Raw genomic sequence first — 23,735 nt, forward strand, 5'->3', positions numbered from 1 at the left:
GTGTTGTCGCGGCTCAGCCGTTGACGAAGGTGAGGTTCGTCGCGTCGTAGCGCGTACCCGCGATCTGCTCCGGTGGCGCGGCGGCCTCGATGGCGGCGAGATCCTCGGGGGACAGTTCGATGGCCAGGGCCGCGAGGTTCTCCTCCAGATAGCGCTGCCGCCGGGTGCCGGGGATCGGCACCACGTCCTCGCCGCGGTGCTGCACCCAGGCCAGCGCGAGCTGGCCCGCCGTGACCCCTTTCGCCGCGGCCAGCTCGGTCAGCTTCGCGACGATCGCGAGGTTCCGTTCGAGGTTGCCCTCGGCGAAACGCGGCTGGCTGCGCCGCACATCGGTCTGCGCCAAACCCTCGACCGAGTTGTAGCGACCGGTCAGGAAACCGCGCCCGAGCGGGGAGAACGGGACAAGGCCGATGCCCAGTTCACGGCAGACCGGCGCGATCTCCGCTTCCAGATCGCGGGTCCACAGCGACCACTCGCTCTGCAACGCGGTGATCGGATGCACGGCGTGCGCGCGCCGGATGGTCTGCGCTCCGGCCTCTGACAGCCCCAGGTGGCGCACCTTTCCCGCCTGTACCAGTTCGGCCATCGCTCCGACCGTCTCCTCGATCGGCACCTTCGGGTCCACCCGGTGCAGGTAGTAGAGGTCGATGTGGTCGACTCCGAGCCTGCGCAGCGACGCCTCGCACGCCTGTCGCACATAGGGGGCGTCGCCGCGGATATGGGTGGGCTCGCCCAAGCGGTTGGCGAAGCCGAATTTCGTCGCCAGCACGACCTCGTCACGCCGCTTCGCGATGGCCCGCCCGACCAATTCCTCGTTGTGCCCGGCGCCGTAGAAGTCGGCGGTGTCCAACAAGGTCACGCCGAGGTCGAGGGCGTGGTGCAACGTGGCGATCGACTGCGCGTCGTCCGCCTCGCCGTAAGCGTGACTCATGCCCATGCACCCCAGACCCTGCGCGGAGACGGCGAGTTCGCCGAGCCGCCGAGTGGAAACGTCGATCATGCTGCAACCTCCTGGGTTCGAATCGGTCGCTCCCGACGCTAGGTGTTGGAGCGCACTCCATGTCAACCGCGCGGGCGTAACCCGCGAGTGGCACACCGTGGAGATCCTTCTCGCACTTCGCCGCGACCATGTGCCACTCGCGGGAGTGGTCAGTCGGGGGTTGGGGTGGTGCGTCGGTTGCGGCGGGAGCGGGCGAGGTCGTATGCGGTGCACAGGAGTTCGCGGGTTGGTTCGGCGGTTTGCGTGCCAGGGTTGATGACCGCGAGCCAAGCGGCGGAGCCGTAGACGGGGTGGGGGATCATCGTGTCCGTCGTGCTCGGATCGTGCGGGGACGGTTCGCGGGGGGTATGGCCGGTCCACTGGATGAAGGCCTCTTTGCCTGCGGCGATGTTGACGCGGAAGGTATTCGGGCGGTCCAAGCGGGATCCCTCGTCGCCGGGATAGTTCTTCGTGACGATTGTCGCGAAGGGCTGGGTCTTCGTCGGCACGACGCCGTCCGGTGCGTAGTAGAAGAACGTGTCGCCCCAGCTGATCTCCGGTGATCCGTCGCCGGGGCCGGGACGCAGAACCAGTACTCCCTCGAGGGCGGAGACGAAGTCGATGATCTCGTCGATGGTCATGTGCTCCAGCGTTTCATTAAGGTGCTTGTAGCGACTTCGGCCCGGATATCGAGGACCAATAGCGTGGAAACTCTCAACTCACGATTGCGAACGGTCGATGTGGCGCGGCGTGCCGGGTACTCGGTGCAGCAGATTCGCAACCTCGAGCGAGACGGTGTGCTGCCGCCCGCGCTGCGCACGGCAGCGGGCTATCGCGAGTACGGGGAGGTCCACGTGCGATCCGCGCTGGCATACCGCGCGCTGGCGGCGGGCGTCGGTCCCGTCGAGGCCAAGCGGATCATCCGCACCGCGCACGACCGCCCGATCTCCGAGGCGCTCGCGCTTGTCGACGCGGCGCACGCGCGGCTGCACCGTGAGCGAACGGACCTCGCGCTGGCGAAGCGGGCGGCAGCGGCGATCTCGGCCGAGCCGATCGGTGACGTCCGGCCATCGGATTCGATGAGCGTCGCCGAACTCGCCGCCGCGCTGGGCGTACGCCCCTCGACACTGCGGCATTGGGACGCCGAGGGACTCGTGGTCCCCGACCGTGCCGCCACACACCGGACGCGGCGGTACTCACCCGCTCAGGTTCGCGACGCGCGGATCGTCCACCAGCTTCGCAGCGCCGGATACCGCGTCGACACCCTTCGGACCTTGATGCCCGACCTGCCGCGCGGCCACCGATCCGCGGACGTCGAAGCCGCCCTCGCGGCCAGGGACGCGAGCATCACCGCTCGCTCCCACGCCCTGCTCGACGCGGCCGCCGCGCTCACCGCCGTCATCGCGCTCGCGGCCTCCTGATCTCGGCAGCCGGGCTCGCTCGAGGCCGCATCGCAACGATCTCTTAAGCGTCTCGGAAGGCTGATTGCCAAGGATATGGAGGGTCCGGCACCGAGCAGCGCGCGAAGGAGGAGCGGCGATGGAAGCGGGAGTCGTCTTCTTGGCGGTGGCAGCGATATTCGTGCTGGTCTGTGTTCTGGTCCTGGCGGTGCGGCACTCGATTCGCGCCGAACGCGCTCGCAAGGCGACGCTGTGGCACTGGGCGACGGCGCAGGGGTGGACGTTCGCGGAGTCGGGCCGCGCCCCCTGGACCGCTTGCTTGCCGGGCCGCAATTCGCGCGGACTCGGTGTGATGGTGAGCGGGCAGTTCGGCGGCCGTTGGGTGGCCGTGGCGGAGTACTCGTATCAGACGACCTCTTCGAGCGATTTCTCGACGACCCGCACAAGGACAACCACCACCAGCACTACCACGACGCATCGCTTCGTCGTAGTGCTGGTGCGGCTGGATCGGGTGTATCCGCCGGTCGCGGTGGTTCCCCGGGGCCTGCTCTCGCAACTGGGCCGCGCGATGTTCGGCGACAAGCCGACCGCGACCGGCAATGCGCTGTTCGACTCCCGGTACCGGATCGTCGCGGCGGATCCGGCCTGCGCCAAGGCGCTGATCGGTCCCGCGTTGATCGACGCGCACATCGCCCGGACGGTGCCGCACTGGAACATCGTCGGGGCCGACCTGCTGACCTGGATCCCGGTATCGAGCGTGCTGCGTGATCCGAGCACGATCCCCGGTTACGTCGCGCCGCTCCTGCACGTCGCCGAACTGCTGGGCCGCTGAGGCTTGACGCTTCGGCGCGCCGGTTGTCGCGACGTAACCGGAAGGACTGAGTTACCCGTCGCCGGCTGTGTTGTCCGGCTGACTGCCCGTGCCGCATTCACGGAGCCACCTCTGAGCGGACAGCTTGCGCGGGCACGCCGGGATGCATGTGGCATGGAGCTTCAGCAGGCCTTGCGCGTGCTGCTCATCGGCGGGCGAATTGCCGTCCTCGCAATAGTCCTGGATCCAGCTGCGCCGCGGCGTCATCGCTGTTCCTCGCGGTTGATGCGGTCCATGACCTCACGGAACGGGACGCGCTCCTCCGGATCGTCACCCAATTCGAGTAGCCAGGGAAGCACCCAGAACAGCAGGATCAGAAGACCGCCGACAGCGGCGATGACGATGAGGACGGCTGCAAGTTCTTCGGTCATTCGATAGACCCCCTGGCACGTTGCGGTGTGGTTGGTGACACCCGGCACCGAGGAGTTCGGGGCTCGACCCGGCGACGGGTGCTGATCTCAGTCTCAGGCGATTCACCTAGTTGTGACCCCGTTGCCGTGTTGACACCTGTTTTCCGTCGCTACCGTGGGGAAATGGACCAGGGGGCATTACTCCGCACGGCACGCGAAGCGGCACGGGTGTCGCTGCGCTCGATGGCGCGGATGACGAATTACAGTCCCGCGTATCTGAGCCTCATCGAGTCCGGGAAACGGCCTGCTTCACATGAGGTTGTCTGTGCCTACGAACGGACGCTGGGCATGGATCTGGAACGGCTGGCGGCAGTTTCGGACTCGCCCGCGAAAACCGATTCGAGCAGCCTCGATGACGTGGCAGTCATGCTCTCGGCAACACGACGCATCGAGGACGCGGTCGGTCCGGCTTCGGTTCTTACTGTCGTGCAAGGCATGTCGACGATGACGGAGCGGTTCGCTGACCAGGCTCGATCACGGCACGCTTCCCGTGCTGCGGCGCTGGCAAGCGAAGTCACCCAGTACCGCGGTTGGCTCGAGCACGCGACCGGCGCTGGGAAAGCCTCCCTGCGCAGCCTGGACCGGTCCATAGCGCTCGCGGAACATGCCTGCGGTAGCGACCAGCTCGCGCACGGGCTCAGCTTCAGCGCGTACGTGCGTCTCGAGCGTGGGCGGCTCGACGAAGCGGCGCAGATGGTCGACGCCGTGCTGTCCGTGCCTCGTTTGCACCCACTGATTCGGGTGTACGAGCGCTATCAGCACGCTCGTGTGCTCGCAGTGGCGGGCGATCGGCACGGTGCCGAGCGTGCCCTCCTACTCGCCGACTCGGCAGCTGACGCAGCCGCCGACGAACCGCCACCAGACGCAGGATATTGGTACACCCCTGGATTCTTCGGTCTGCAACACGCTCGCGTCCTGCGCACCCTGGGAGAAACCGAACGCAGCCGAGAAGTCGTGGCGCAGTCGCTCGAGTCGATGCCGGAGGATCACCGCACCGCAGAGTGGGCGGCGAAGTGGCGACGAGCGGCGGCCGGAGACGACGACGTACCGCACTGACGCGGGCTATCACAACAGCAGTTCGGCATGAGGCCCGCAACCAGGTCGATGCCCGTACGGGCTTGCACCCACCCGGACGCCTCTCCCTCATCCTCGAGGATGATCCAACTCGGCACTATTTACCGACGCGCGCGGCCGCGATTTGCGGAATGCTGGGCGCATGATCGAACTGAGAGGCCTGACCAAGCACTACGGGCAGACCGTAGCGGTGCAGGATCTGTCCTTCACCGTTCGACCCGGCCAGGTGACGGGATTCCTGGGGCCCAACGGCGCGGGCAAGTCGACCACCATGCGGATGATCCTCGGGTTGGACAAGCCCACCGCGGGCACCGCGCTGATCAAGGGCAAGCCGTACCACGAATTGGACCATCCGCTGCGCACCGTCGGCGCGCTGCTGGATGCCAAGTGGGTGCACCCGAACCGGTCGGCGCGCGCCCATCTGGAGTGGATGGCCGCGTCCAACGACATCGCCAAGTCCCGGGTGGAGGAGGTGCTGCGGCTGGTCGGCCTTTCAGAGGTGGCGGGCAAGACGGCGGGCGGTTTCTCGCTGGGCATGTCGCAGCGCCTCGGCCTGGCCGGCGCGCTGCTGGGCGACCCGGAGGTGCTGCTGTTCGACGAGCCGGTGAACGGCCTGGACCCGGAGGGCATCCTGTGGATCCGCCGGTTCATGCAGCGGCTGGCCGCCGAGGGCCGCACGGTACTGGTCTCCAGCCACCTGCTGTCGGAGATGGCGCAGACCGCCGAGCACCTGGTGGTCATCGGGCGCGGCAAGCTCATCTCGGACTCGACCACCCAGGAGTTCATCGAACGCGCCTCCGAGCAGTCGGTGCGGGTGCGCAGCCCGCAGCTCGACCAGCTGCGCAGCGTGCTCACCTCGAACGGGATGACCGTCCGCGAGGACGGGGCGGGAGCCGACGGCCCCGCGCTCATGGTGGCGGGCGTGGCCAGTGACGCGGTGGGCAAGCTGGCCGGCGAGCACAACATCACGCTGTTCGAGCTGGCCCCGCAGCGCGCGTCGCTGGAAGAGGCGTTCATGCGGATGACCGGTGGCGCCGTGCAATACCACGGCGAAGGCTTCGACCCGGCGGGAGCGTCGGGCCCGGAGGCGGCAGCTCGCGTAACGGCGGACGGCGGCTCCTACACAGCGATGGGAGGTGCGCTCTGATGGGCGTGCTGGCAGCGGAACGAATCAAGCTCACCTCCACCAGGTCGCCCTGGTGGTGTTCGGCGATCGTCGTCGCCCTCGCGCTCGGGATGGCCGCGCTGCTCGCGTCGGTGGCGCGCGCGTCCTACGGCAAGGAGGGCGCGATCGACCTGACCGTCTCCACCGCGGTGGCCGGGATCAGCGGCTTCGGCGTGATGGTCCTGATGATCATGGCGACCTTGACCGTGACCAGCGAATATCGCTTCGGCCTCATCCGGACGACGTTCCAGGCGACGCCGCATCGGGCCAAGGTCGTCGCGACCAAGGCCGGGTTGGTCGGCGGCTACGGCGCGGTGCTGACCCTCGTCCTGGTGTTCCTCGCCTACCTGGTGGCCAAGGCGCTGAGCGGACCGGACGCGGGCGCGGCCCTCACGCTGTCCAGCCCGGAGGACTGGCGCGAGGTCTACGGCATCCCGATCTACGCGTTCCTGTGCGTCCTGCTCGCCATCGGCGTCGGCGTGCTGGTGCGGCAGTCCGCCGCCGCGATCTCGCTGATCGTGCTGTGGCCGCTGCTCATCGAGGGGCTGCTCGGAGCGTTCGGCAGCTTCGGCCGCAACGTGACCCCGTTCCTGCCGTTCGCGAACGCGAACCACTTCTTCAGCGCCTCCGCGTCCACGGCGAACTGGCACTGGGGGCCGTGGGGCAGCCTGCTGTACTTCACCGTCTTCGTCGCGATCGTCTTCGGCGCGGCCTTGGTCGTGGTGAACCAGCGCGACGCCTGACGCGCGCGGGCGAGGCCGCTCGACCACCCGAGTCGCCATCCCTCGCCACTCGGGTCGGCGGGGCGCCGACCTTGTCGGGAGGTCCGGCGCTCCGTCCACCGCCCGCCACTGCCCGGCGGACGGTGCGTCGATCGGCCCGGCGCGAATGCTCGCGCCGGGCCGATCGTGCGTGTGAACATCGCGGAAACTATGCCGCATGCCGCTTCCGAGACCCCTTCTCGGCCGAGTAGCCTCGGTTCAGCAACCAGCTCGTTATCCAACGCGGAGCCCGCCGACGTGCTCGCTGTGTTCGTCGCGGAGGTGAGAGATGGCGATGATCGGTAACCTGCCGACGTCAGATCGGCTGAGATACTCTCGGGGCGTGAATGAAACACCTTCCGGCGGCCCCGAGTCGGGGCCGGGGCCGGAGGCCGATGGAGGCGTACCGCCCGAGGTGGTCATTCCGTTGGAGCCGTCCGATGGGATCGATCCTTCCCGCCGTTCCGGCGGATTCCGTCGCGGGCAGCTGTCCGCCCTGGTGAACGCCGCGAATCAGCGGGCTGATCTGATCGGCGCGCTGCGCAGGGCGCGCCAGCAGCTGCCGGGGGACCCGGCTTTCGGCGATCCGCTGTCGGTTTCCGGGCCCGGTGGCGCGCGGGCGGTCGCGCGCGCGGCGGACAAGCTGGTCGGCGACGCCCCCAGCGCGGCGCGCGAAATCGGTTTCGGGGCCTTGCAGGTCTGGCAGGCCGCGCTGGAGCGGATGGGACGCGGCAAAGGTAGCCAAGAAATAACTGTTATGTTCACCGACCTGGTGGCCTTCTCGCGCTGGTCGCTGTCGGCCGGTGACGAGGCCACCCTCGAACTGTTGCGCAAGGTGGCCAAGGCCATCGAGCCGCCGATCGCCGAACGCGGCGGTCAGGTGGTCAAGCGCATGGGCGACGGCGTGATGGCGGTGTTCCCCTCGGCGGACCGGGCGATACGCGCCGCGGTGACCGCCAAGCGCAACCTGGCCGACGTGCAGGTGCGCGGCTACACCCCGAACATGCGGATCGGTTTGCACACCGGTTCCCCGCGCGAGATCGGGGGCGACTGGCTCGGGGTGGACGTCACGATCGCGGCCCGGGTGATGGAGGCCGGTGGCAACGGCAACACCATGCTGTCGGAGGCCACGTTGCTGGGGTTGCGGCCGGAGACGCTGGCGGAGCTGGGTTTGACGGTCAAGCAGTATCGCCGCGGCCTGTTCGCGGCTCCGCTCAGCGGCGTCCCCGATGACCTGCGGATCTTCCGGCTGTCCAGGGGCTAACCGAGCCACCGGGCCAGCGCGCCGCCCGCCGCGAGAACGGCGCAGACGGCCAGCGCGATCGACAGCGGCCGGGCCGTCTTCCATGTGGTGTAGGCGCCGCCGAGCAGGAACCCCGCCAGGGCGAACAGAACGATCACGGTGACGTCGCTGGACACCGTGCCCATCTTGCTCCGGCCCGCTCGACCACCCCCGTGCGGGTGGGGATCGTTCAGGGTGCAATTAACAAGCACGCATGCTTGCTTTTTTCTGGCCCGGGTGTGATGCTGGTCGCGGAACGCGGACTTCACGGGTGCGGCATGCGGCCCATCCTGACGGTTCGCCGTACAGGAGGCATTCCCGCTGATGAGTATGCTGGCCGCCGATCCGGACGTGCTCCGGATCGGCAACTGTTCCGGCTTCTACGGTGATCGGCTCGGCGCCATGCGCGAGATGCTGGACGGTGGCCCGCTCGACGTGCTCACCGGCGACTATCTCGCCGAGCTGACCATGCTGATCCTCGGCCGGGACCGCATGAAGGACCCGGACCTCGGCTACGCCAAGACCTTCGTCAAGCAGATCGAGGACTGCCTCGGGCTCGCACTGGAACGCAACGTGCGCATCGTGACCAACGCGGGCGGCCTGAACCCGGCCGGGCTGGCGGCGAAACTGCGCAAGGTGGCCGCCGACCTCGGACTGGACGCGAAGATCGCACACGTGGAGGGCGACGACCTCCTCGCCCGCGCCGGTGACCTCGGTTTCGGCGCGCCGCTGACCGCCAACGCCTACCTCGGCGCCTGGGGCATCGTCGAATGCCTGAACGCGGGCGCGGACATCGTGGTCACCGGCCGGGTCACCGACGCGTCGGTGATCGTCGGCCCGGCCGCCGCGCATTTCGGCTGGGGCCGAACGGATTACGACCGGCTGGCCGGCGCGGTGGTGGCCGGGCACGTGATCGAGTGCGGCACCCAGGCCACCGGCGGCAACTACGCCTTCTTCACCGAACTCGCCGATCTGGGCAGGCCGGGCTTCCCGATCGCGGAGATCCGCGCCGACGGCAGCAGCGTCATCACCAAGCACGCGGGCACCGGCGGGGCGGTCACGGTCGACACCGTCGAGGCCCAGCTGATGTACGAGATCCAGGGGCCCCGCTACGCCGGACCCGACGTGACCTCCCGCCTGGACACCATCCGGCTCGACCAGGACGGCCCGGACCGGGTGCGGATCAGCGGCGTCACCGGCGAGGCCCCGCCGCCCCGGCTCAAGGTCTCGCTCAACACGCTCGGCGGCTTCCGCAACGAGATGGAGTTCGTGCTCACCGGGCTGGACATCGAGGCGAAAGCCGAACTGGCGCAACGACAGCTGGAATCCTGGCTGCCGACCCGGCCCGCCGAGCTGACCTGGACGCTGGCCCGCCTGGACCGGCCGGACGCGCAGACCGAGGAGCAGGCCAGCGCGCTGCTGCGCTGCGTGGTCCGCGACCCGGACCCGAACAAGGTCGGGCGCGCCTTCTCCAACGTCGCGGTGGAACTGGCGCTGGCCAGCTATCCCGGATGCAGCTTCACGACCCTGCCCGGCAACGGATCGCCCTACGGCGTGTTCACGCCCGGGTTCGTCGACGCCGCGGAGGTCCCGCACACGGCGGTGCTGCCCGACGGCACCCGCGTCGGCGTGCCGCCGTCCGCCGAAACGGCCGAACTCGCCGCGGTCGCCGAGCCGCCCGCCCCGGAAGCGCTGCCCGCCGGGGAGACCCGCCGCGCGCCGCTGGGGACGATCGCGCTGGCCCGCAGCGGCGACAAAGGCGGTGACGCGAATATCGGCGTGTGGGTCCGCACCGACGAACAATGGCGCTGGCTGGTGCACACCCTCACCGTGGCGCGCGTCAAAGAACTTCTGCCGGAGACGGCTTCGCTGACGGTCACCCGGCATGTGCTGCCCAATCTGCGGGCGCTGAACTTCATCATCGAAGGCCTGCTCGGTCAGGGCGTGGCCTATCAGGCCCGCTTCGACCCGCAGGCCAAGGGACTCGGCGAATGGCTGCGGTCTCGTCACCTCGACATTCCAGTGGAGCTGCTGTCATGACGAAACTCTGGGAAACGCCGGAACGGCGCGAATTGCGCGCCACGGTCCGTGGCTTCGTGGAACGCGAGATCCTGCCCTACCTGGACGGCTGGGAGCGCGCCGGGGAGATCCCGCGCGAGCTGCACAAGAAGGCGGGCGCGCTCGGCCTGCTCGGTGTGCAGTTCCCGGAATCCGCGGGCGGTTCCGGCGGCGACGGCGTGGACGCGATGATCGTCTGCGAGGAGATGCATCAGGCCGGTGCGTCCGGCGGACTGTTCGCCTCGCTGTTCACCTGCGGCATCTCCGTTCCGCACATCATCGCCTCGGGCAACGTCGAACAGATCGAGCGCTGGGTGCGGCCGACGCTGGCGGGCGAGAAGATCGGTTCGCTCGCGATCACCGAACCCGGCGGCGGATCGGATGTCGGGCACCTCACCACCACCGCGCGCCGCGACGGCGATCACTACATCGTCAACGGGGCCAAGACCTACATCACCTCCGGCGTCCGGGCCGACTTCGTGGTCACCGCGGTGCGCACCGGCGGGCCGGGCTCGGGCGGCATCTCGTTGCTCATCGTCGACAAGAACACGCCGGGCTTCACGGTCAGCCGCAAGCTGGACAAGATGGGCTGGCTGGCCTCCGACACCGCCGAGTTGTCCTACGTCGACGTCCGGGTGCCGGTGGAGAACCTGGTCGGCCCGGAGAACTCCGGCTTCTTCCAGATCGCGGGCGCGTTCGTCAGCGAGCGCGTCGGCCTCGCGGTGCAGGCGTACTCCAGCGCGCAGCGCTGCCTGGACCTGACCCTGGAGTGGGTGCGCAACCGGGAGACCTTCGGGCGTCCGCTGATCAGTAGGCAGGCGGTGCAGAACACGGTCACCGAGATGGCGCGGCGCATCGACGTCGCCCGCGTCTACACCCGTGATGTGGTGCAGCGCAGCGCCGAAGGCGAGACCGACCTGATCGCCGAGGTGTGCTTCGCGAAGAACACCGCCGTCGAGGCGGGCGAGTGGGTGGCCAACCAGGCCGTCCAGTTGTTCGGCGGTCTCGGCTACATGCGCGAATCGGAGATCGAGCGCCAGTACCGGGATATGCGCATCCTCGGCATCGGCGGCGGCACGACCGAAATCCTCACCGGACTGGCGGCGAAGCGATTGGGGTACCAGAAATGACCGTTCTGCGCAGCGCCCTGGACACCGCGGCGCCCGAGTACGAAGCCGCGGCCGACGCGATGGCGGCCAAGCTCGCTGAGGTGGAGGCCGAGTTCGCCAAGGCCATCGCGGGCGGTGGACCGGACAAGCTGGCCCGGCACCGCAAGCGCGGCAAGCTCACCGCGCGTGAGCGCATCGAACTGCTCGTGGACGAGGACTCGCCGTTCCTGGAACTGTGCCCGCTGGCGGGTTGGGGCAGTGAATTCCACGTCGGCGGCAGCACCATCGCCGGGATCGGCATCGTGGAGGGCGTCGAGTGCATGATCGTCGCGCCCGACCCGACCGTGCGCGGCGGCACCTCCAACCCGTGGACGCTGCGCAAGACGTTGCGCATCAACGACATCGTGCGGGAAAACCGGCTGCCGGTGATCTCGCTGGTGGAATCCGGCGGCGCCGACCTGCCCACGCAGAAGGAGGTGTTCGTGCCCGGCGGCCGGATGTTCCGCGACCTCACCCAGGCGTCGGCGGCGGGCATCCCGACCATCGCGCTGGTGTTCGGCAACTCCACCGCGGGCGGCGCCTACATTCCCGGCATGTCCGACCACGTGGTGATGATCAAGGAGCGCTCCAAGGTGTTCCTCGGCGGTCCGCCGCTGGTCAAGATGGCCACCGGTGAGGAGTCCGACGACGAATCCCTCGGCGGCGCCGACATGCACGCGCGGGTCTCCGGCCTCGCGGATTACTACGCGCTGGACGAGCAGGACGCGATCCGCATCGGCCGCTCCATCGTCAAGCGGCTGAACTGGCGCAAGCAGGGCCCGGCTCCGCGCGCCGAGGTGATCGAGCCGCTGCACGACCCGGAGGATCTGCTCGGCATCGTGCCGTCGGACCTGAAGATCCCGTTCGACCCGCGCGAGGTGATCGCCCGCATCGTGGACGGTTCGGACTTCGACGAGTTCAAGCCGCTCTACGGCAGCAGCCTGGTCACCGGATGGGCCGAACTGCACGGCTATCCGGTGGGCATTCTGGCCAACGCGCGCGGCGTGCTGTTCTCCGAGGAATCGCAGAAGGCCACCCAGTTCATCCAGCTGGCCAACAAGACGAACACGCCACTGTTGTTCCTGCACAACACCACCGGTTACATGGTGGGCAAGGAGTACGAGCAGAAGGGCATCATCAAGCACGGCGCGATGATGATCAACGCGGTCTCCAATTCGAAGGTCCCGCACATCTCGGTGCTGATGGGTTCGTCCTACGGCGCGGGCCACTACGGCATGTGCGGCCGTGCCTACGACCCGCGCTTCGTCTTCGCCTGGCCCAGCGCCAAATCCGCCGTGATGGGCGGCGCGCAGCTGGCGGGCGTCATCTCGATCGTCGGCCGGGCCGCCGCCGAGGCCAAGGGCCTGCCGTTCGACGAGGAGGCCGACGCCGGGATGCGCGCCATGGTGGAGGCGCAGATCGAGGCCGAATCGCTGGCGATGTTCATGTCCGGGCGGCTCTACGACGACGGCGTCATCGACCCGCGCGACACCCGCACCGTGTTGGGAATGTCCCTGTCGGCCATTCACAATGCCCCGATCAAAGGCGCCGACGGCTTCGGCGTCTTCCGAATGTGAGGCCGGATATGACTGCATCGCATGGCGATTCGAATACGGGTGGGCAGATCACGAACGTTCTCGTCGCCAACCGTGGCGAGATCGCCCGCCGGGTCTTCGCCACCTGCCGCCGGATGGGTCTGGGCAGCGTCGCGGTGTACTCCGACGCGGATGCCGCCGCGCCGCACGTCACCGAGGCGGACGCCGCGGTGCGGCTGCCCGGCAACACGCCCGCCGAAACCTATCTGCGCGGTGAACTGATCATCGAGGCCGCGCTGGCCGCGGGCGCCGACGCCATCCACCCCGGCTACGGGTTCCTCTCCGAGAACGCCGATTTCGCCAAGGCCGTGCTCGACGCCGGGCTGGTCTGGATCGGCCCGCCGGTCGAGGCGATCGAGCAGATGGGCTCGAAGGTCGCGTCGAAGAAGATGATGGACGCCGCAGGCGTGCCGGTGCTCGCCGAGCTGGACCCGGCCGAGGTCACCGAGTCCCACCTCCCGGTGCTTATCAAGGCATCCGCGGGCGGCGGCGGGCGCGGTATGCGGGTGGTGCGCGAGCTGGCCGATCTGACCTCGCAGATCGAGGCCGCACGTCGCGAGGCGGAATCCGCCTTCGGCGATCCGACGGTTTTCTGCGAGCGCTACCTGGAGACCGGCAGGCACATCGAGGTCCAGGTGATGGCCGACACGCACGGCGCCATCTGGGCGGTGGGCGAGCGCGAGTGCTCCATCCAGCGCCGCCACCAGAAGGTGATCGAGGAGGCTCCCTCCCCGCTGGTGGAACGCACCGAAGGCATGCGGGAGCGGCTGTTCGAGGCGGCGCGCCTCGCGGCGGGCGCGATCGGCTACACCGGCGCGGGCACCGTGGAGTTCCTCGCCGACGAGCAGGGCGAGTTCTTCTTTCTCGAGATGAACACCCGCCTGCAAGTGGAGCATCCGGTCACCGAGTGCACCACCGGCCTGGACCTGGTCCGGTTGCAACTGGACGTCGCCGTGGGCGCCGCGCTGCCCGCCGAACCGCCCGCGATGCGCGGACACTCGATCGAGGTGCGGCTCTACGCCGAGGACCCGGCGCAGGACTGGCAGCCGCAGAGCGGAACCGTGCACCGGATCGACATCCCCTCGGTGCGCGCGGAATTCGATCTGCTGGACCGGCCGGGCGTGCGCCTGGATACGGGCGTCGTGGACGGCTCGGTGGTCGGCGTGCACTACGACCCGATGCTGGCCAAGGTCATCTCCTACGCCGAGACGCGCGGCGAAGCGGCTCGCTTGCTGGCCGCGGCCCTGCACCGCGCCAAGATCCACGGCCTGGTCACCAACCGCGACCTGCTGGTGCGCGTGCTGCGTCATCCGGCATTCCTGGCCGGTGACACCGACACCGCGTTCTTCGCCACGCACGGGCTCGACGTCCTCGCGGCGCCGCTGGTGTCGGCGTCCGACGAGGCGCTGTCCGTCGTGGCGGCGGCACTGGCCGAGGCCGCCGCCAACCGTGGCCGCGCGCGGGTGGGCGGCGGGCTGCCCAGCGGGTGGCGGAACCTGCCGTCGCAGTCGCAGCGCAAGTCGTACGAGAGCCGCGCGACCGGGACGCACGAAGTGGGATACCGCTTCGGCCGGACCGGCGTCACCGTGGACGGTCACGACGGCCTGGAACTCGTCGAGTCGGCTCCCGATCGGGTCGTGCTGTCGGTTCCGGGCGAACGCGGCCCGGTGCGCAGGCGATTCGAGGTCGCCCGCTACGGCGACCAGGTCTATGTCGACTCGCCGCTCGGCCCGGTGGCGCTGCGCCGGGTGCCGCGCTTCAGCGACCCCGCCGACCAGGTGGCCACCGGCTCGCTGCTGGCGCCCATGCCAGGCAGCGTGATCCGGCTCGGCGCCAAGGTCGGCAGCCAGGTCGAACAGGGTCAGCCGATTCTGTGGCTGGAGGCGATGAAGATGGAGCACACCATCGCCGCGCCCGCCGCGGGCGTGCTCAGCGCCGTGAACGTCACCGTCGGCCAGCAGGTCGACGTCGGCGCCGTGCTCGCGGTCGTCGAACCCGTGGAAACCCAGGAGAACTGATGAGCCACAATCGCGCAGCGCTCATCGAGCCGACGGGGTGCGGGAGCCCCCGCAAGATACAGGAGAACTGATGAGCTTCATCGAAACCGACGAGCAGAAGGCGCTGCGGGCCGCCGTCGCCGCGCTGGCCGCGAAATACAACTATCGCGACTACGTGCTGCCGAAGGCGCGCAAGAACGAGCCGCTGGACGAATTGTGGCAGGAGGCAGGCAAACTCGGCTTCCTCGGCGTGAACCTGCCCGAGGAGTACGGTGGCGGCGGCGCGGGCATGTACGAGCTGTCGCTGGTGATGGAGGAGCTGTCGGCGCAGGGCGCGGGCCTGCTGCTCATGGTGGTCTCCCCGGCCATCTGCGGCACCATCATCACCAAGTACGGCACCGACGAGCAGAAGCAGGAGTGGCTGCCCAAACTCGCCGACGGCTCCGGCAAGATGGTCTTCGGCATCACCGAGCCGGACGCCGGCTCCAACTCCCATCAGATCACCACCACCGCGCGCCGCGACGGCGACGACTGGATCCTCAACGGCCGCAAGATCTTCATCTCCGGCGTGGACCAGGCCGAGGCCGTGCTGATCGTGTCCCGCACCGAAGACCACAAGACCGGCAAACTCAAGCCCGCCCTGTTCATCGTGCCGACCGACGCCGAAGGCTTCACCAAGACGGCGCAGGAGATGGACATCATCGAGCCCGACCACCAGTACAGCCTGTTCCTCGACGACGTCCGGCTGCCCTCCACCGCGCTGGTCGGCAAGGAGGACGCGGCGTTGATGCAGCTGTTCGCGGGCCTCAACCCGGAGCGCATCATGGGCGCGGCCATGGCGATCGGCCTGGCCCGCTACGCCATCGATCGCGCCGTGGAATACGCCAGGGAGCGCACGGTGTGGAAGACGCCGATCGGTGCGCACCAGGGCATCTCGCATCCGCTCGCCCAGGTGAAGGTCGAACTGGAGCTGGCGAAGCTGATGATGCAGAAGGCCGCGACCCTGTACGACACGGGCGACGAGATGGGCGCGGCCGAGGCCGCCAACATGGCGAAATACGCGGCGGCGGAGGCCAGCATCAAGGCGCTCGACCAGGCCATCCAGACCCACGGCGGCTCCGGCCTGACCAGGGACGTCGGGCTGGCCGCGATGCTCGCCGCCGCGCGCATCGGCCGCATCGCGCCGGTCAGCCGGGAAATGGTCCTCAACTTCGTCGCCCAGTACTCGCTGGGCCTGCCGAAGTCGTACTGAGAGGACGCCGCATGACCGAGACGGCTCCGTTCGTCCGCTACGAGGTGAGCGACGGCGTCGCGACGCTCACCTTCGATTCGCCGCACAACCGCAACGCGCTGTCGTCCAAGTTGGTCGCCGAGCTGCTGCGCGGGCTCGACGACGCGGCCGCCGACGACGCGGTGCGCGTCGTCGTGCTCGCGCACACCGGCAACACCTTCTGCGCGGGCGCTGATCTCAGCGAGGCCGCTGACGCCGATCCGGCCGTGGCCGCCGACGAGCGCACCCGGGTCATGATCGGCGTGCTGCGCAGGCTGGTGGAGATTCCGAAGCCGGTGATCGCGCGGATCGACGGCAACGTACGGGCGGGCGGCATGGGCATCGTGGCGGGCTGCGACCTCGTCGTGGCCGGACCGGCCAGCAGTTTCGCGCTCACCGAGGTGCGCATCGGGCTGGCGCCGTTCATGATTTCGCTGACCCTGCTGCCCAGGCTCAGCCCGCGTGCGGCCGGCCGGTACTACCTGACCGGCGAGAAGTTCGACGCCGCCGTGGCCGAGGAGATCGGCCTGGTCACCGTCACCGCCGACGACCCGGCGGCCGAGGTGGCGCGGCTGTGCGCGGAGGTGCGCAAGGGCTCCCCGCAGGGGCTGGCGGAGGCCAAGCGACTGGTCAACGCGGGCATCCTCGCCGAGTTCGACGCCTCCGCCGAGGAACTCGCGCGGCGTTCGGCGAGCTTCTTCGGCACCCCCGAGGTGCACGAGGGCATGCTGGCCTTTTTGCAGCGCCGCCCGCCGAGCTGGGCAGAATGACGACCATGGCGACACCCCACGAACCCAAGCAGGACCGCAGCCGCGCCACCCGGCAGCGCCTGCTCGAGGCGACCATCGACTGCCTGGCCGAGATGGGCTGGGCGGCCGCGACGGTCGCCGTGGTCGCCGAACGGGCCGGCGTGTCGCGTGGCGCGGCGCAGCATCACTTTCCCACCAGGGAGGATCTGATCACCGCCGCGCTGGAGTACATGTTCGACACGCGCAGCGGGCAGGCGGTGCAGGAAGCCGCGACGTTGACGGAGCTGGGTGACGGGCTGGCCCGCACCGAGGCGGTGGTTGCGGGGCTGGTCGAGTCCTACACCAGCCCGTTGTTCAAGGCGGCCCTGCAAGTCTGGACGCACGCCGCCGCCGACCCGGTGTTGCGGGAGCGGATCGTCCCGCTGGAGGCCCGCTTCGGGCGCGCCTCGCACCGCCGCGCGGTCGAAGCCCTGGGTGTGGACGACTCGGACCCGGTGACCCACCATTTGGTGCAGGCGACCCTGGACATGGCGCGCGGTCTCGGCCTCGCCGACGTTCTCACCGACGATTCGGCCCGCCGTAAGCGGATAGTCGAACAGTGGGCGGCCACGCTTCACGCCGCCTTGCACGCCTCCCGCTGAACCGGAGCCCGCGACCGGGCCGGACGCGACGCCTCGAGTGCCGGTCTCGGTGTGCGCGAAAGCAGGACGACGGCGGTGACGAGCGCGGCGAGGGTAAGCAGGGCGTAGGAGTTGCCGTCCAGGAATTGCACCGGATCCCAATGGAATTCGCGGCCGTTGGTCTGCGGCACGAACCAGATCAGCCCTTGCGGCAGCAGCGGAAGGGTTTCATCCCAGGCTCCGATCGAGTCCACCTGCATCGGCCAGGCGAAGGCGAACAGCGTGATCGCGGCGGGCACCGCGATCGCGGCCGCCCGCGATCGGCGGGACAGCGCGTGCCCGGCCCAGACGAGCGCGGGCACCATCCACACCCAGTAGTGGGTCCAGGAGATCGGTGAGCACAGCAGCGTCACACCGGCGGCGAGCAGGATGCCGAGCATCTCGTCTCCTCGTGCGTGCGCGATCCGCGCCGCGGCCAGTCCGGCCAGGCCGAGCGCGCCCGCGCCGAGCAGCCACAGCACGTGGCTGTCCCATGTGGTCCATTGCAGGCGGCCGAGCAGACCGTTGAGCGACTGATTCTGCACGTAGGCGAAGCCGATCCGGTTCTGGGACGCCACGGTCGTTGTCCAGAACTGGGCCGCCTCGGTCGGCCGATACCAGAAACCGGCCGCGACCGTCGCCGCGAAGGCGCCCATGGCGATGGCGGCGGCCTTCAGCTGGCGCGTGACCACCAGATAGACGATGAATACCGCGGGCGTGAGCTTGATCCCGGTGGCGATCCCGATGAGGATGCCGCGACTCCAGTGCTCTTTCGGTATCGCGAAGTCGCCCAGGACCATCGCCATCAGGATCATGCTGATCTGTCCGAAGCGGAAGGTCTGCTGGACGGGCTCGAGCCAGAGCGCGGCGCTGCCGACGGCCAGTGTCACCGCGAGCATGCCGAGCCCGCGCCGATACCGCAGCAGCACGGCGGTGCACCACACGCTGAGATACAAGGCGATCAGTGTCGCGACCACCATGCCGGTGCCGACGTAGTTGATCGGGAACCGCGCCAATTCCGCGCAGATCCACGCCGCGAAGACGGGATAGAGGAACGGCAGGAACAGCGGGCCGCGTGCGGTGTACAACTGGGCCGGGTGCAGCGCGGCGGCGTTGCCGCCCCACATGTAGACCTGCAGATCTATTTGGTGCCAGTACATCTCCCAGTTGGGGCGCAAGAACAGCAACCAGAGCGTGAGCGAGGCGGCGGTGAACACGATGGCCGCGCCCAGCGCGAGCCGGGTTCGCGGACGAGGGCTGCGCGCGACCGGTAGCTCCGTCGCAGGCGCGACAACGACAGTTGTCGCCGGTGCGACAGTCGCCATGCCTTTTCCTTCATCAGATGTCGGTTGAATCAGGCGGGATCTGAGCCGGAGATGGTGACCGGGCCGATCCTGCGGGCAACGCTGAAACCGTAAGCGGGACTAACGATACGGTTACTACTCCTGTAGTACCAGGAGGGGGAACTGTAACCTGTATCACTACCTACGTAGTATTCGAAGGGTGTCCACCAAACGCGACCTCGTCTTGGACGCGGCGATCGACCTGCTGGGATCCCGCGGTACCCGCGCGCTCACCCACCGCGCGGTCGACGAGGCCGCGGGCATGCCCGCCGGATCGGCGTCCAATTACTTCCGCACCCGGGAAGCGCTGCTGATCGGCATCACCGAGCGCCTCGAGGCGCGCGACTACACGGATTGGGAGGTGCTCACCCGGCAGCCCGCGCCCGGCACGATCGACGAACTCGTCGAGGGCATGGCCGCTTTCGTCGTGCACGCGGTGCGCGCCGACCGGGTGCGCACCCTGGCCCGCTATGCCCTGTTCCTGGAGGCGCAGTGCATTCCCGCGCTACGCGAGACCATCCGCCGAGGACATCTGCGGCTGACCGAATGGACCGCGTCGCTGCTGGCGGGTATCGGCGTGGATCGGGCGGTGGCGCGGATCCTGGTCGACCAACTCGACGGGATCATCCTGCATCAGCTGGTGAACCCGGCAGCGGACTTCGATCCACGCCCCGCGCTGGACCGGCTGGTGCGCGCGCTGGCCGCCGGGAGCGATTGACCTGCGGCGCTCGCCGAGCGGCCTGCGCGTCGCGGCGCGCCGCGACGCGCTGCTCAGCACAGACCTTGCTGCTCGAGCCTTCCCGAATCGATGGCGTAGGAGGACGCTCCGATGGCGGCGCCGATCAAGCCGACGATGATCGCGCCGGGAATCGCGCCGACGAAGAAGACGGGCAGGCCGACGAGCGCGCCGATGGCGGCGCCGATCGCCGCGCCGATTCCCGTGCGCAGTTCGATGGTGTCGCCGGGCGGCAGGCATGCCTTGATGTAGGTCACCTGCGGGGGTTCGCCGGTCGCCGCGACGACCGATTCGGCTCGGTCGGCGGGGGCCGCCGACGCGGTGGCGGCGAATCCGACGGTGAGCGCGGTTGCGACCAGTGCGCTGACCACCGTCACGGCCAGCTTCATGAAAGCGTTCAATTGTTTCCCTGAAAGTTCGCGGTGGACACGTCAGCTGATGGTCCCGGCTACCGGCCCGGAGCCGTCACGCGTCCGATCATCATCGCTGGAGTTTTGCGGGATGCCAAGAGCGGGCGCTCGAATCATCGGCGCCGGTCGCATGTTCGACGTTCCACCGCTGTGCGCCCGCGCGCATTCGCGGGATTGTGACCAGGGAAGGTGATTGCCGCACAACGCGATCCGCACCGGCGCCGAGGTATGGCGCCGGTGCGGATGCGGTGTTCAGCGGGCGCAGGGGTCGCGCTGAACACCGGGAGGCGATGCGGCCCCGGGGAATGCAGGGCGACAGGACCGCATCGCGCGGTTTCAGTGGGTGGCGGTCAGGTCGTACAAAGTGACCCCGTCCACCTGGGTGGCGGTGAAGTTCTCCTGGACCCACTGCGTGATCTGGGCGCTGGGGGAGGAGTCGGACGAACCCGGCCCGCCCCGTCCGCCGCCGACGAAGTAATGGATCTTCCCTTCGGCGACATATTGCTTGAACTGCTCCAGCGTCGGCGAGGGGTCGCTGCCGTTGAAGCCGCCGATGGGCATCACGGGCAATTCGGTGGCCAGCTGCAAGCCCGCGGCGCTGTTCGAGCCGATGGCCGCGGCCACCCAGGTGTAGTCGCCGCCGTTCTGCTCGAGCAGGGACACGACCTGGGCGCTGGGTTCGCTCGCCCCGAGCAGGCCGCCGATTCCGCCGCCGTTGGGGCCGGGACCGCCGTCGCCGGGCGCGCCCTGCGTCGCGGCGGTGCCTTGCGGGGCCTGCCCATCGGGCAGCGTTCCCGGCGGGAACATCGTGCCGTCGCCGGGCGGGTTGCCCTGCGGCGCCGCGCCGGGCGGCGTGCCCGCGCCGTCCGGGAGCTGCCCGTCGCCCGGCATCCGGCCGCCGGGTGCGCCGCCCGGTTGAGGAATGCGGCCGTCCGATGTCGTGCCCGCTCCCGGCGAACGCCCATCCGGCGGCGTACCGCCCGGAACCTGTCCGGCTCCATCGCGGCCGGTGGTCCCGGCTCCGTCCGGCATGCGGCGATTCATCCCCGGCATTCCCTCACCCCACGGTGGCCGACCACGCATCGCGACGTTCGGCCCGGCCGAGGGAATCGAACCCGCGTGCGGCGTCGCGATCGTGTCGACGGCGTAGGCGACCGGTCCGGCGAGGAAGGTGAACGCCACGGCCAGCGCCGACGCCACGGCGAGCTTGCGCGGCGCGGGCAAGAGCACGGCGAGCGTCGCGATCACGCCGACGACCAGCACCGTCCAGCGCAGCCACGACTGCCATTCCGGACTGCGGGACAACAGCATCCAGGCGGTCGCCGTGGTGAGGCCCACCGCGAGCGCCGACGCCATCCGCACCCACAGCCGGTGCCGTCCCCGCCACGACAGCACCGCACCCGCGCCGACGAGCGCGGCGATGGCCGGAGCCAGGGCCACGGTGTAGTACTGGTGGAAGATGCCGGCCATGAAGCTGAAGACCAGCCCGGTCCCCAGCAGCCATCCGCCCCAGAGGACGAGCGAGGCGCGCTGCGGATCGGTGCGAGCGGCTCTGCCGCGCAGCAGTATTCCCACGACGAGCGCGACCAGCGCGGCGGGGATCAGCCACGCGATCTGACCGCCCTGCGCCGGTTCGAACATCCGCGTGATGCCGGTGCTTCCCCACATGCCGTTGCCGCCCGGCGGAAGGTCGCCGCCCGGTCCGACGCTGCCACGCTCGTTGCCGTTGAGCCTGCCGAGCCCGTTGTAGCCGAGGGTGAGTTCCAGGATCGAGTTGTCGTGCGAGCCGCCGATCCACGGACGTGACGAGGCGGGCCACAGTTCGACCGCCAGCAACCACCAGCCCGCGGCCACCACCATCGCGGCCGCTGCGGCGAAGAGTTGCAGGATGCGCTTGCCGAGTTTCGGCGGGCCCGCGATCGAGTAGGTCAGCGCCAGCGCCGGAACCACCAGCAGCACCTGCAATTGCTTGGTGAGGAAACCGAAGCCGATCAGCGCGCCGGTCGAGACCAGCCAGCGCCAGCGGCCGTCCTCCACCGCCCGCGTCATCGCCCAGGCGGCCGCGACCATCAGGAACACCAGCAGCGCCTCGGGATTGTTGAACCGGAACATCAGCGCCGCGACGGGCGTCACCGCCAGCGCCAACCCGGCGAGCAATCCGGCCGCGGGCCCGAACGGCCTGCGCACCGTCGCCCACAGCAGTGCCACACTGGCCACCCCGAGCAGCACCTCCGGCACCAGGATGCTCCAGCTGCTCAGCCCGAAGGCCCGCACCGACAGCTCCATCAGCCACAGTGAGGCGGGCGGTTTGTCCACGGTGATCGAGTTCGCCGCGTCGGAGGACCCGAAGAAGAACGCCTTCCACGAGACCGAACCCGCCTGTACCGCAGCCGAGTAGAACGAATTCGCCCATCCGTTGGCGCTCAGGTTGCACAGATACGCCACCGCCGTGCCGATCAGTAGTGCCGCCAGCGCCGGATACTCCCAGTTCCGGCGCGGCCTCGGCCGCGGTTCGGTCGCGGCGGGTCGCGCGGTGAGCGTCGCCGTCATCAACGGTCTCCCTCGGCGGCGCTTCCGGCGGCGGCGAGAGCCGGTGCGTTCCGCGCGCCCTCGCCTCCGCTGTCGCGAAACACCCAGCGCAGCCCGACGAACCGCAACAGCGTCGCCACCAGATTGGCCACCACGAGAACGAACAGCTCCAGGTGCACCGAGGCGTCCGGCGCCCACCGATGCAGCGCGAACAACGATCCGCTGGTGAGCGCCAATCCGATGCCGAAGATCACCAGTCCTTGGAACTGATGCGACACGGCTCTGTTCGAGCCGCGCACGCCGAAGGTGAAGGCCCGGTTGGCGGCGGTATTGCCCACCGCCGTGATCAGCAGCGCAGCGAAGTTCGCCACCTGCGCGCCGGCGAGCGGCTGCAACAGCACGTAGAGCAGCAGATAGGCCAGCGTGCTCAGCACGCCGACGATCGCGAACCGCACGAGTTGCCCGACCATGCCCAGCGGCACCCCCGGCACCAGCGGTTCCCGGCCCACCGACCGGCGTAGTTCGTCGAGCGGCAGCGTGCCGGTGGCCAGTGCCCGCCCGAGCCGCCAGATACCGAGCAGGTCCTTGCGCGCGGTGTCGATGATGTCGACGCGGCTGTCCGGATCATCGATCCAGTCCACCGGAACCTCGTGGATGCGCAGCCCCGCCCGCTCGGCGAGCACCAGCAATTCGGTGTCGAAGAACCACTCGCCGTCGTGCACCAGCGGCAGCAGGCGGCGCGCCACGTCGGTGCGCATGGCCTTGAAGCCGCACTGGGCGTCGGAGAAGTGCGCGCGCAGCGAGGCTTTCAGCAGGAGGTTGTAGCAGCGCGAGATGATCTCGCGCTTGGGCCCGCGCACCACCCGGGACGCGGCGTCGAGCCGGGTGCCGACGGCCAGGTCGGAATGCCCGGTGATCAGCGGTGCGACCAGGGGCAGCAGCGCGTTCAAGTCGGTGGACAGGTCGACGTCCATATAGGCGACCACCTGCGCGTCGGAGCGTTCCCACACCGCTCGCAGCGCCCGCCCGCGTCCCTTGGCGGACAGGTGCACCACCCGTACGTCGTCCAGTTCTTCGGCGAGCAGTTGGGCGACCTGTAGCGTGTCGTCGGTGCTCGCGTTGTCGGCGACCGTGATGCGCGCCGGGAAGGGGAACCCGTCGCGCAGGTAGGCGTGCAGTCTGCGGACGCACACGCCGAGGTCGGCCTCTTCGTTGTAGACGGGTATCACCACGTCCAGCACGGGCGCACCCGTGGTCTCGGTCCGTTCCGCCGCCGCGACGGTCAAGGTCTCGGTCATG

22 protein-coding genes are annotated in these 23,735 nt (G+C 69.3%); 14 read left to right on the forward strand and 8 right to left on the reverse strand.

The annotated features are described in order from the left end of the window. Window positions 1-13: 13 nt before the first annotated feature. On the reverse strand, window positions 14-1,000 hold the full coding sequence (locus ACGF7Y_RS12025; protein WP_393232439.1) for an aldo/keto reductase: 987 nt from the start codon (window positions 998-1,000) through the stop codon (window positions 14-16). 149 nt (window positions 1,001-1,149) lie between these two features. Next, window positions 1,150-1,620: a DUF6194 family protein gene (locus ACGF7Y_RS12030; RefSeq protein ID WP_393232441.1), complete on the reverse strand. Its 471-nt coding sequence runs from the start codon at window positions 1,618-1,620 to the stop codon at window positions 1,150-1,152. A 63-nt stretch (window positions 1,621-1,683) separates the two neighbouring features. On the opposite strand from ACGF7Y_RS12030, the gene ACGF7Y_RS12035 reads away from it, so the two are divergent. Beyond that, window positions 1,684-2,400: a MerR family transcriptional regulator gene (locus ACGF7Y_RS12035; RefSeq protein WP_393232443.1), complete on the forward strand. Its 717-nt coding sequence runs from the start codon at window positions 1,684-1,686 to the stop codon at window positions 2,398-2,400. 118 nt (window positions 2,401-2,518) lie between these two features. Beyond that, window positions 2,519-3,211 carry a hypothetical protein gene (locus ACGF7Y_RS12040; protein ID WP_393232445.1) on the forward strand — a complete coding sequence of 231 codons (693 nt, stop codon included), beginning with the start codon at window positions 2,519-2,521 and terminating at the stop codon, window positions 3,209-3,211. A gap of 242 nt (window positions 3,212-3,453) precedes the next feature. Here the strand turns inward: ACGF7Y_RS12040 and ACGF7Y_RS12045 are convergent, their stop codons facing one another. Beyond that, entirely contained in the window at window positions 3,454-3,621 is a 168-nt protein-coding gene (locus tag ACGF7Y_RS12045) for a hypothetical protein (RefSeq protein WP_393232446.1), read from the reverse strand. A gap of 78 nt (window positions 3,622-3,699) precedes the next feature. Here ACGF7Y_RS12045 and ACGF7Y_RS12050 point away from each other — a divergent pair, with 78 nt between their 5' ends. From ACGF7Y_RS12050 to ACGF7Y_RS12065, 4 genes are all read left to right on the forward strand, one after another. Continuing rightward, entirely contained in the window at window positions 3,700-4,716 is a 1,017-nt protein-coding gene (locus ACGF7Y_RS12050; RefSeq protein WP_393232449.1) for a helix-turn-helix domain-containing protein, read from the forward strand. 160 nt (window positions 4,717-4,876) lie between these two features. Beyond that, window positions 4,877-5,881, forward strand: coding sequence for an ABC transporter ATP-binding protein (locus tag ACGF7Y_RS12055; RefSeq protein WP_393232451.1), 1,005 nt, complete (start codon window positions 4,877-4,879; stop codon window positions 5,879-5,881). Then, entirely contained in the window at window positions 5,881-6,642 is a 762-nt protein-coding gene (locus ACGF7Y_RS12060) for an ABC transporter permease (protein WP_393232454.1), read from the forward strand. Before ACGF7Y_RS12055 ends, ACGF7Y_RS12060 begins: the two co-directional genes overlap by 1 nt. Before the next feature lie 361 nt (window positions 6,643-7,003). Beyond that, a complete protein-coding gene (locus ACGF7Y_RS12065; protein ID WP_393232457.1) occupies window positions 7,004-7,924 on the forward strand; it encodes an adenylate/guanylate cyclase domain-containing protein in 921 nt (306 codons plus the stop codon). Here ACGF7Y_RS12065 and ACGF7Y_RS12070 read toward each other — a convergent pair. Next, on the reverse strand, window positions 7,921-8,088 hold the full coding sequence (locus tag ACGF7Y_RS12070) for a hypothetical protein (protein WP_393232460.1): 168 nt from the start codon (window positions 8,086-8,088) through the stop codon (window positions 7,921-7,923). The two genes, ACGF7Y_RS12065 and ACGF7Y_RS12070, sit on opposite strands and share 4 nt — an antisense overlap. 178 nt (window positions 8,089-8,266) lie before the next feature. Between ACGF7Y_RS12070 and ACGF7Y_RS12075 the strand changes: the two genes are divergently transcribed. The 7 genes from ACGF7Y_RS12075 to ACGF7Y_RS12105 all read left to right on the forward strand — a co-directional run bounded on the left by ACGF7Y_RS12075 (window position 8,267) and on the right by ACGF7Y_RS12105 (window position 17,400). Further along, the gene (locus tag ACGF7Y_RS12075; protein WP_393232463.1) at window positions 8,267-9,982 is read left to right on the forward strand and encodes an acyclic terpene utilization AtuA family protein; all 1,716 of its coding nucleotides are present in this window, start codon (window positions 8,267-8,269) and stop codon (window positions 9,980-9,982) included. Further along, window positions 9,979-11,130, forward strand: a complete 1,152-nt coding sequence (locus ACGF7Y_RS12080) for an acyl-CoA dehydrogenase family protein (protein ID WP_040870686.1) — start codon at window positions 9,979-9,981, stop codon at window positions 11,128-11,130. The genes ACGF7Y_RS12075 and ACGF7Y_RS12080 overlap by 4 nt, the downstream gene beginning before the upstream one ends. Continuing rightward, on the forward strand, window positions 11,127-12,725 hold the full coding sequence (locus ACGF7Y_RS12085) for an acyl-CoA carboxylase subunit beta (protein ID WP_393232466.1): 1,599 nt from the start codon (window positions 11,127-11,129) through the stop codon (window positions 12,723-12,725). Before ACGF7Y_RS12080 ends, ACGF7Y_RS12085 begins: the two co-directional genes overlap by 4 nt. Before the next feature lie 8 nt (window positions 12,726-12,733). Next, a complete protein-coding gene (locus ACGF7Y_RS12090; RefSeq protein WP_393232469.1) occupies window positions 12,734-14,761 on the forward strand; it encodes an acetyl/propionyl/methylcrotonyl-CoA carboxylase subunit alpha in 2,028 nt (675 codons plus the stop codon). Between the two features lie 70 nt (window positions 14,762-14,831). Then, entirely contained in the window at window positions 14,832-15,992 is a 1,161-nt protein-coding gene (locus ACGF7Y_RS12095) for an acyl-CoA dehydrogenase family protein (protein WP_393232471.1), read from the forward strand. 11 nt (window positions 15,993-16,003) lie between these two features. Beyond that, the gene (locus tag ACGF7Y_RS12100; RefSeq protein ID WP_393232474.1) at window positions 16,004-16,780 is read left to right on the forward strand and encodes an enoyl-CoA hydratase family protein; all 777 of its coding nucleotides are present in this window, start codon (window positions 16,004-16,006) and stop codon (window positions 16,778-16,780) included. A 5-nt stretch (window positions 16,781-16,785) separates the two neighbouring features. Further along, the gene (locus tag ACGF7Y_RS12105; protein WP_357122630.1) at window positions 16,786-17,400 is read left to right on the forward strand and encodes a TetR/AcrR family transcriptional regulator; all 615 of its coding nucleotides are present in this window, start codon (window positions 16,786-16,788) and stop codon (window positions 17,398-17,400) included. Here ACGF7Y_RS12105 and ACGF7Y_RS12110 read toward each other — a convergent pair. After that, window positions 17,373-18,743: a glycosyltransferase 87 family protein gene (locus ACGF7Y_RS12110; protein WP_393232477.1), complete on the reverse strand. Its 1,371-nt coding sequence runs from the start codon at window positions 18,741-18,743 to the stop codon at window positions 17,373-17,375. The genes ACGF7Y_RS12105 and ACGF7Y_RS12110 overlap by 28 nt on opposite strands. A 178-nt stretch (window positions 18,744-18,921) precedes the next feature. On the opposite strand from ACGF7Y_RS12110, the gene ACGF7Y_RS12115 reads away from it, so the two are divergent. Continuing rightward, window positions 18,922-19,479: a TetR/AcrR family transcriptional regulator gene (locus tag ACGF7Y_RS12115; protein ID WP_393232480.1), complete on the forward strand. Its 558-nt coding sequence runs from the start codon at window positions 18,922-18,924 to the stop codon at window positions 19,477-19,479. Window positions 19,480-19,532: 53 nt separating this feature from the next. Here ACGF7Y_RS12115 and ACGF7Y_RS12120 read toward each other — a convergent pair whose 3' ends face one another. The 3 genes from ACGF7Y_RS12120 to ACGF7Y_RS12130 form a co-directional block, all read right to left on the reverse strand. Further along, window positions 19,533-19,898, reverse strand: coding sequence for a hypothetical protein (locus tag ACGF7Y_RS12120; protein ID WP_393232482.1), 366 nt, complete (start codon window positions 19,896-19,898; stop codon window positions 19,533-19,535). A 345-nt stretch (window positions 19,899-20,243) separates the two neighbouring features. Continuing rightward, on the reverse strand, window positions 20,244-22,457 hold the full coding sequence (locus tag ACGF7Y_RS12125) for a glycosyltransferase family 39 protein (protein ID WP_393232485.1): 2,214 nt from the start codon (window positions 22,455-22,457) through the stop codon (window positions 20,244-20,246). After that, on the reverse strand, window positions 22,457-23,734 hold the full coding sequence (locus ACGF7Y_RS12130; protein ID WP_393232488.1) for a glycosyltransferase: 1,278 nt from the start codon (window positions 23,732-23,734) through the stop codon (window positions 22,457-22,459). Before ACGF7Y_RS12130 ends, ACGF7Y_RS12125 begins: the two co-directional genes overlap by 1 nt. Window position 23,735: the final 1 nt, after the last annotated feature.

This window comes from Nocardia sp. NPDC047654, from assembly GCF_043205035.1.
Taxonomy (GTDB): domain Bacteria; phylum Actinomycetota; class Actinomycetes; order Mycobacteriales; family Mycobacteriaceae; genus Nocardia.

What these genes read in the sequence shown, in the direction of transcription:
- ACGF7Y_RS12025 (WP_393232439.1), bottom strand. Translation starts at nt 1,000, where the DNA reads ATGATCGACGTTTCCACTCGGCGGCTCGGCGAACTCGCCGTCTCCGCG.
- ACGF7Y_RS12030 (WP_393232441.1), bottom strand. Translation starts at nt 1,620, where the DNA reads ATGACCATCGACGAGATCATCGACTTCGTCTCCGCCCTCGAGGGAGTA.
- ACGF7Y_RS12040 (WP_393232445.1), top strand. Translation starts at nt 2,519, where the DNA reads ATGGAAGCGGGAGTCGTCTTCTTGGCGGTGGCAGCGATATTCGTGCTG.
- ACGF7Y_RS12045 (WP_393232446.1), bottom strand. Translation starts at nt 3,621, where the DNA reads ATGACCGAAGAACTTGCAGCCGTCCTCATCGTCATCGCCGCTGTCGGC.
- ACGF7Y_RS12055 (WP_393232451.1), top strand. Translation starts at nt 4,877, where the DNA reads ATGATCGAACTGAGAGGCCTGACCAAGCACTACGGGCAGACCGTAGCG.
- ACGF7Y_RS12060 (WP_393232454.1), top strand. Translation starts at nt 5,881, where the DNA reads ATGGGCGTGCTGGCAGCGGAACGAATCAAGCTCACCTCCACCAGGTCG.
- ACGF7Y_RS12070 (WP_393232460.1), bottom strand. Translation starts at nt 8,088, where the DNA reads ATGGGCACGGTGTCCAGCGACGTCACCGTGATCGTTCTGTTCGCCCTG.
- ACGF7Y_RS12075 (WP_393232463.1), top strand. Translation starts at nt 8,267, where the DNA reads ATGAGTATGCTGGCCGCCGATCCGGACGTGCTCCGGATCGGCAACTGT.
- ACGF7Y_RS12080 (WP_040870686.1), top strand. Translation starts at nt 9,979, where the DNA reads ATGACGAAACTCTGGGAAACGCCGGAACGGCGCGAATTGCGCGCCACG.
- ACGF7Y_RS12085 (WP_393232466.1), top strand. Translation starts at nt 11,127, where the DNA reads ATGACCGTTCTGCGCAGCGCCCTGGACACCGCGGCGCCCGAGTACGAA.
- ACGF7Y_RS12090 (WP_393232469.1), top strand. Translation starts at nt 12,734, where the DNA reads ATGACTGCATCGCATGGCGATTCGAATACGGGTGGGCAGATCACGAAC.
- ACGF7Y_RS12095 (WP_393232471.1), top strand. Translation starts at nt 14,832, where the DNA reads ATGAGCTTCATCGAAACCGACGAGCAGAAGGCGCTGCGGGCCGCCGTC.
- ACGF7Y_RS12100 (WP_393232474.1), top strand. Translation starts at nt 16,004, where the DNA reads ATGACCGAGACGGCTCCGTTCGTCCGCTACGAGGTGAGCGACGGCGTC.
- ACGF7Y_RS12105 (WP_357122630.1), top strand. Translation starts at nt 16,786, where the DNA reads ATGGCGACACCCCACGAACCCAAGCAGGACCGCAGCCGCGCCACCCGG.
- ACGF7Y_RS12110 (WP_393232477.1), bottom strand. Translation starts at nt 18,743, where the DNA reads ATGGCGACTGTCGCACCGGCGACAACTGTCGTTGTCGCGCCTGCGACG.
- ACGF7Y_RS12125 (WP_393232485.1), bottom strand. Translation starts at nt 22,457, where the DNA reads ATGACGGCGACGCTCACCGCGCGACCCGCCGCGACCGAACCGCGGCCG.
- ACGF7Y_RS12130 (WP_393232488.1), bottom strand. Translation starts at nt 23,734, where the DNA reads ATGACCGAGACCTTGACCGTCGCGGCGGCGGAACGGACCGAGACCACG.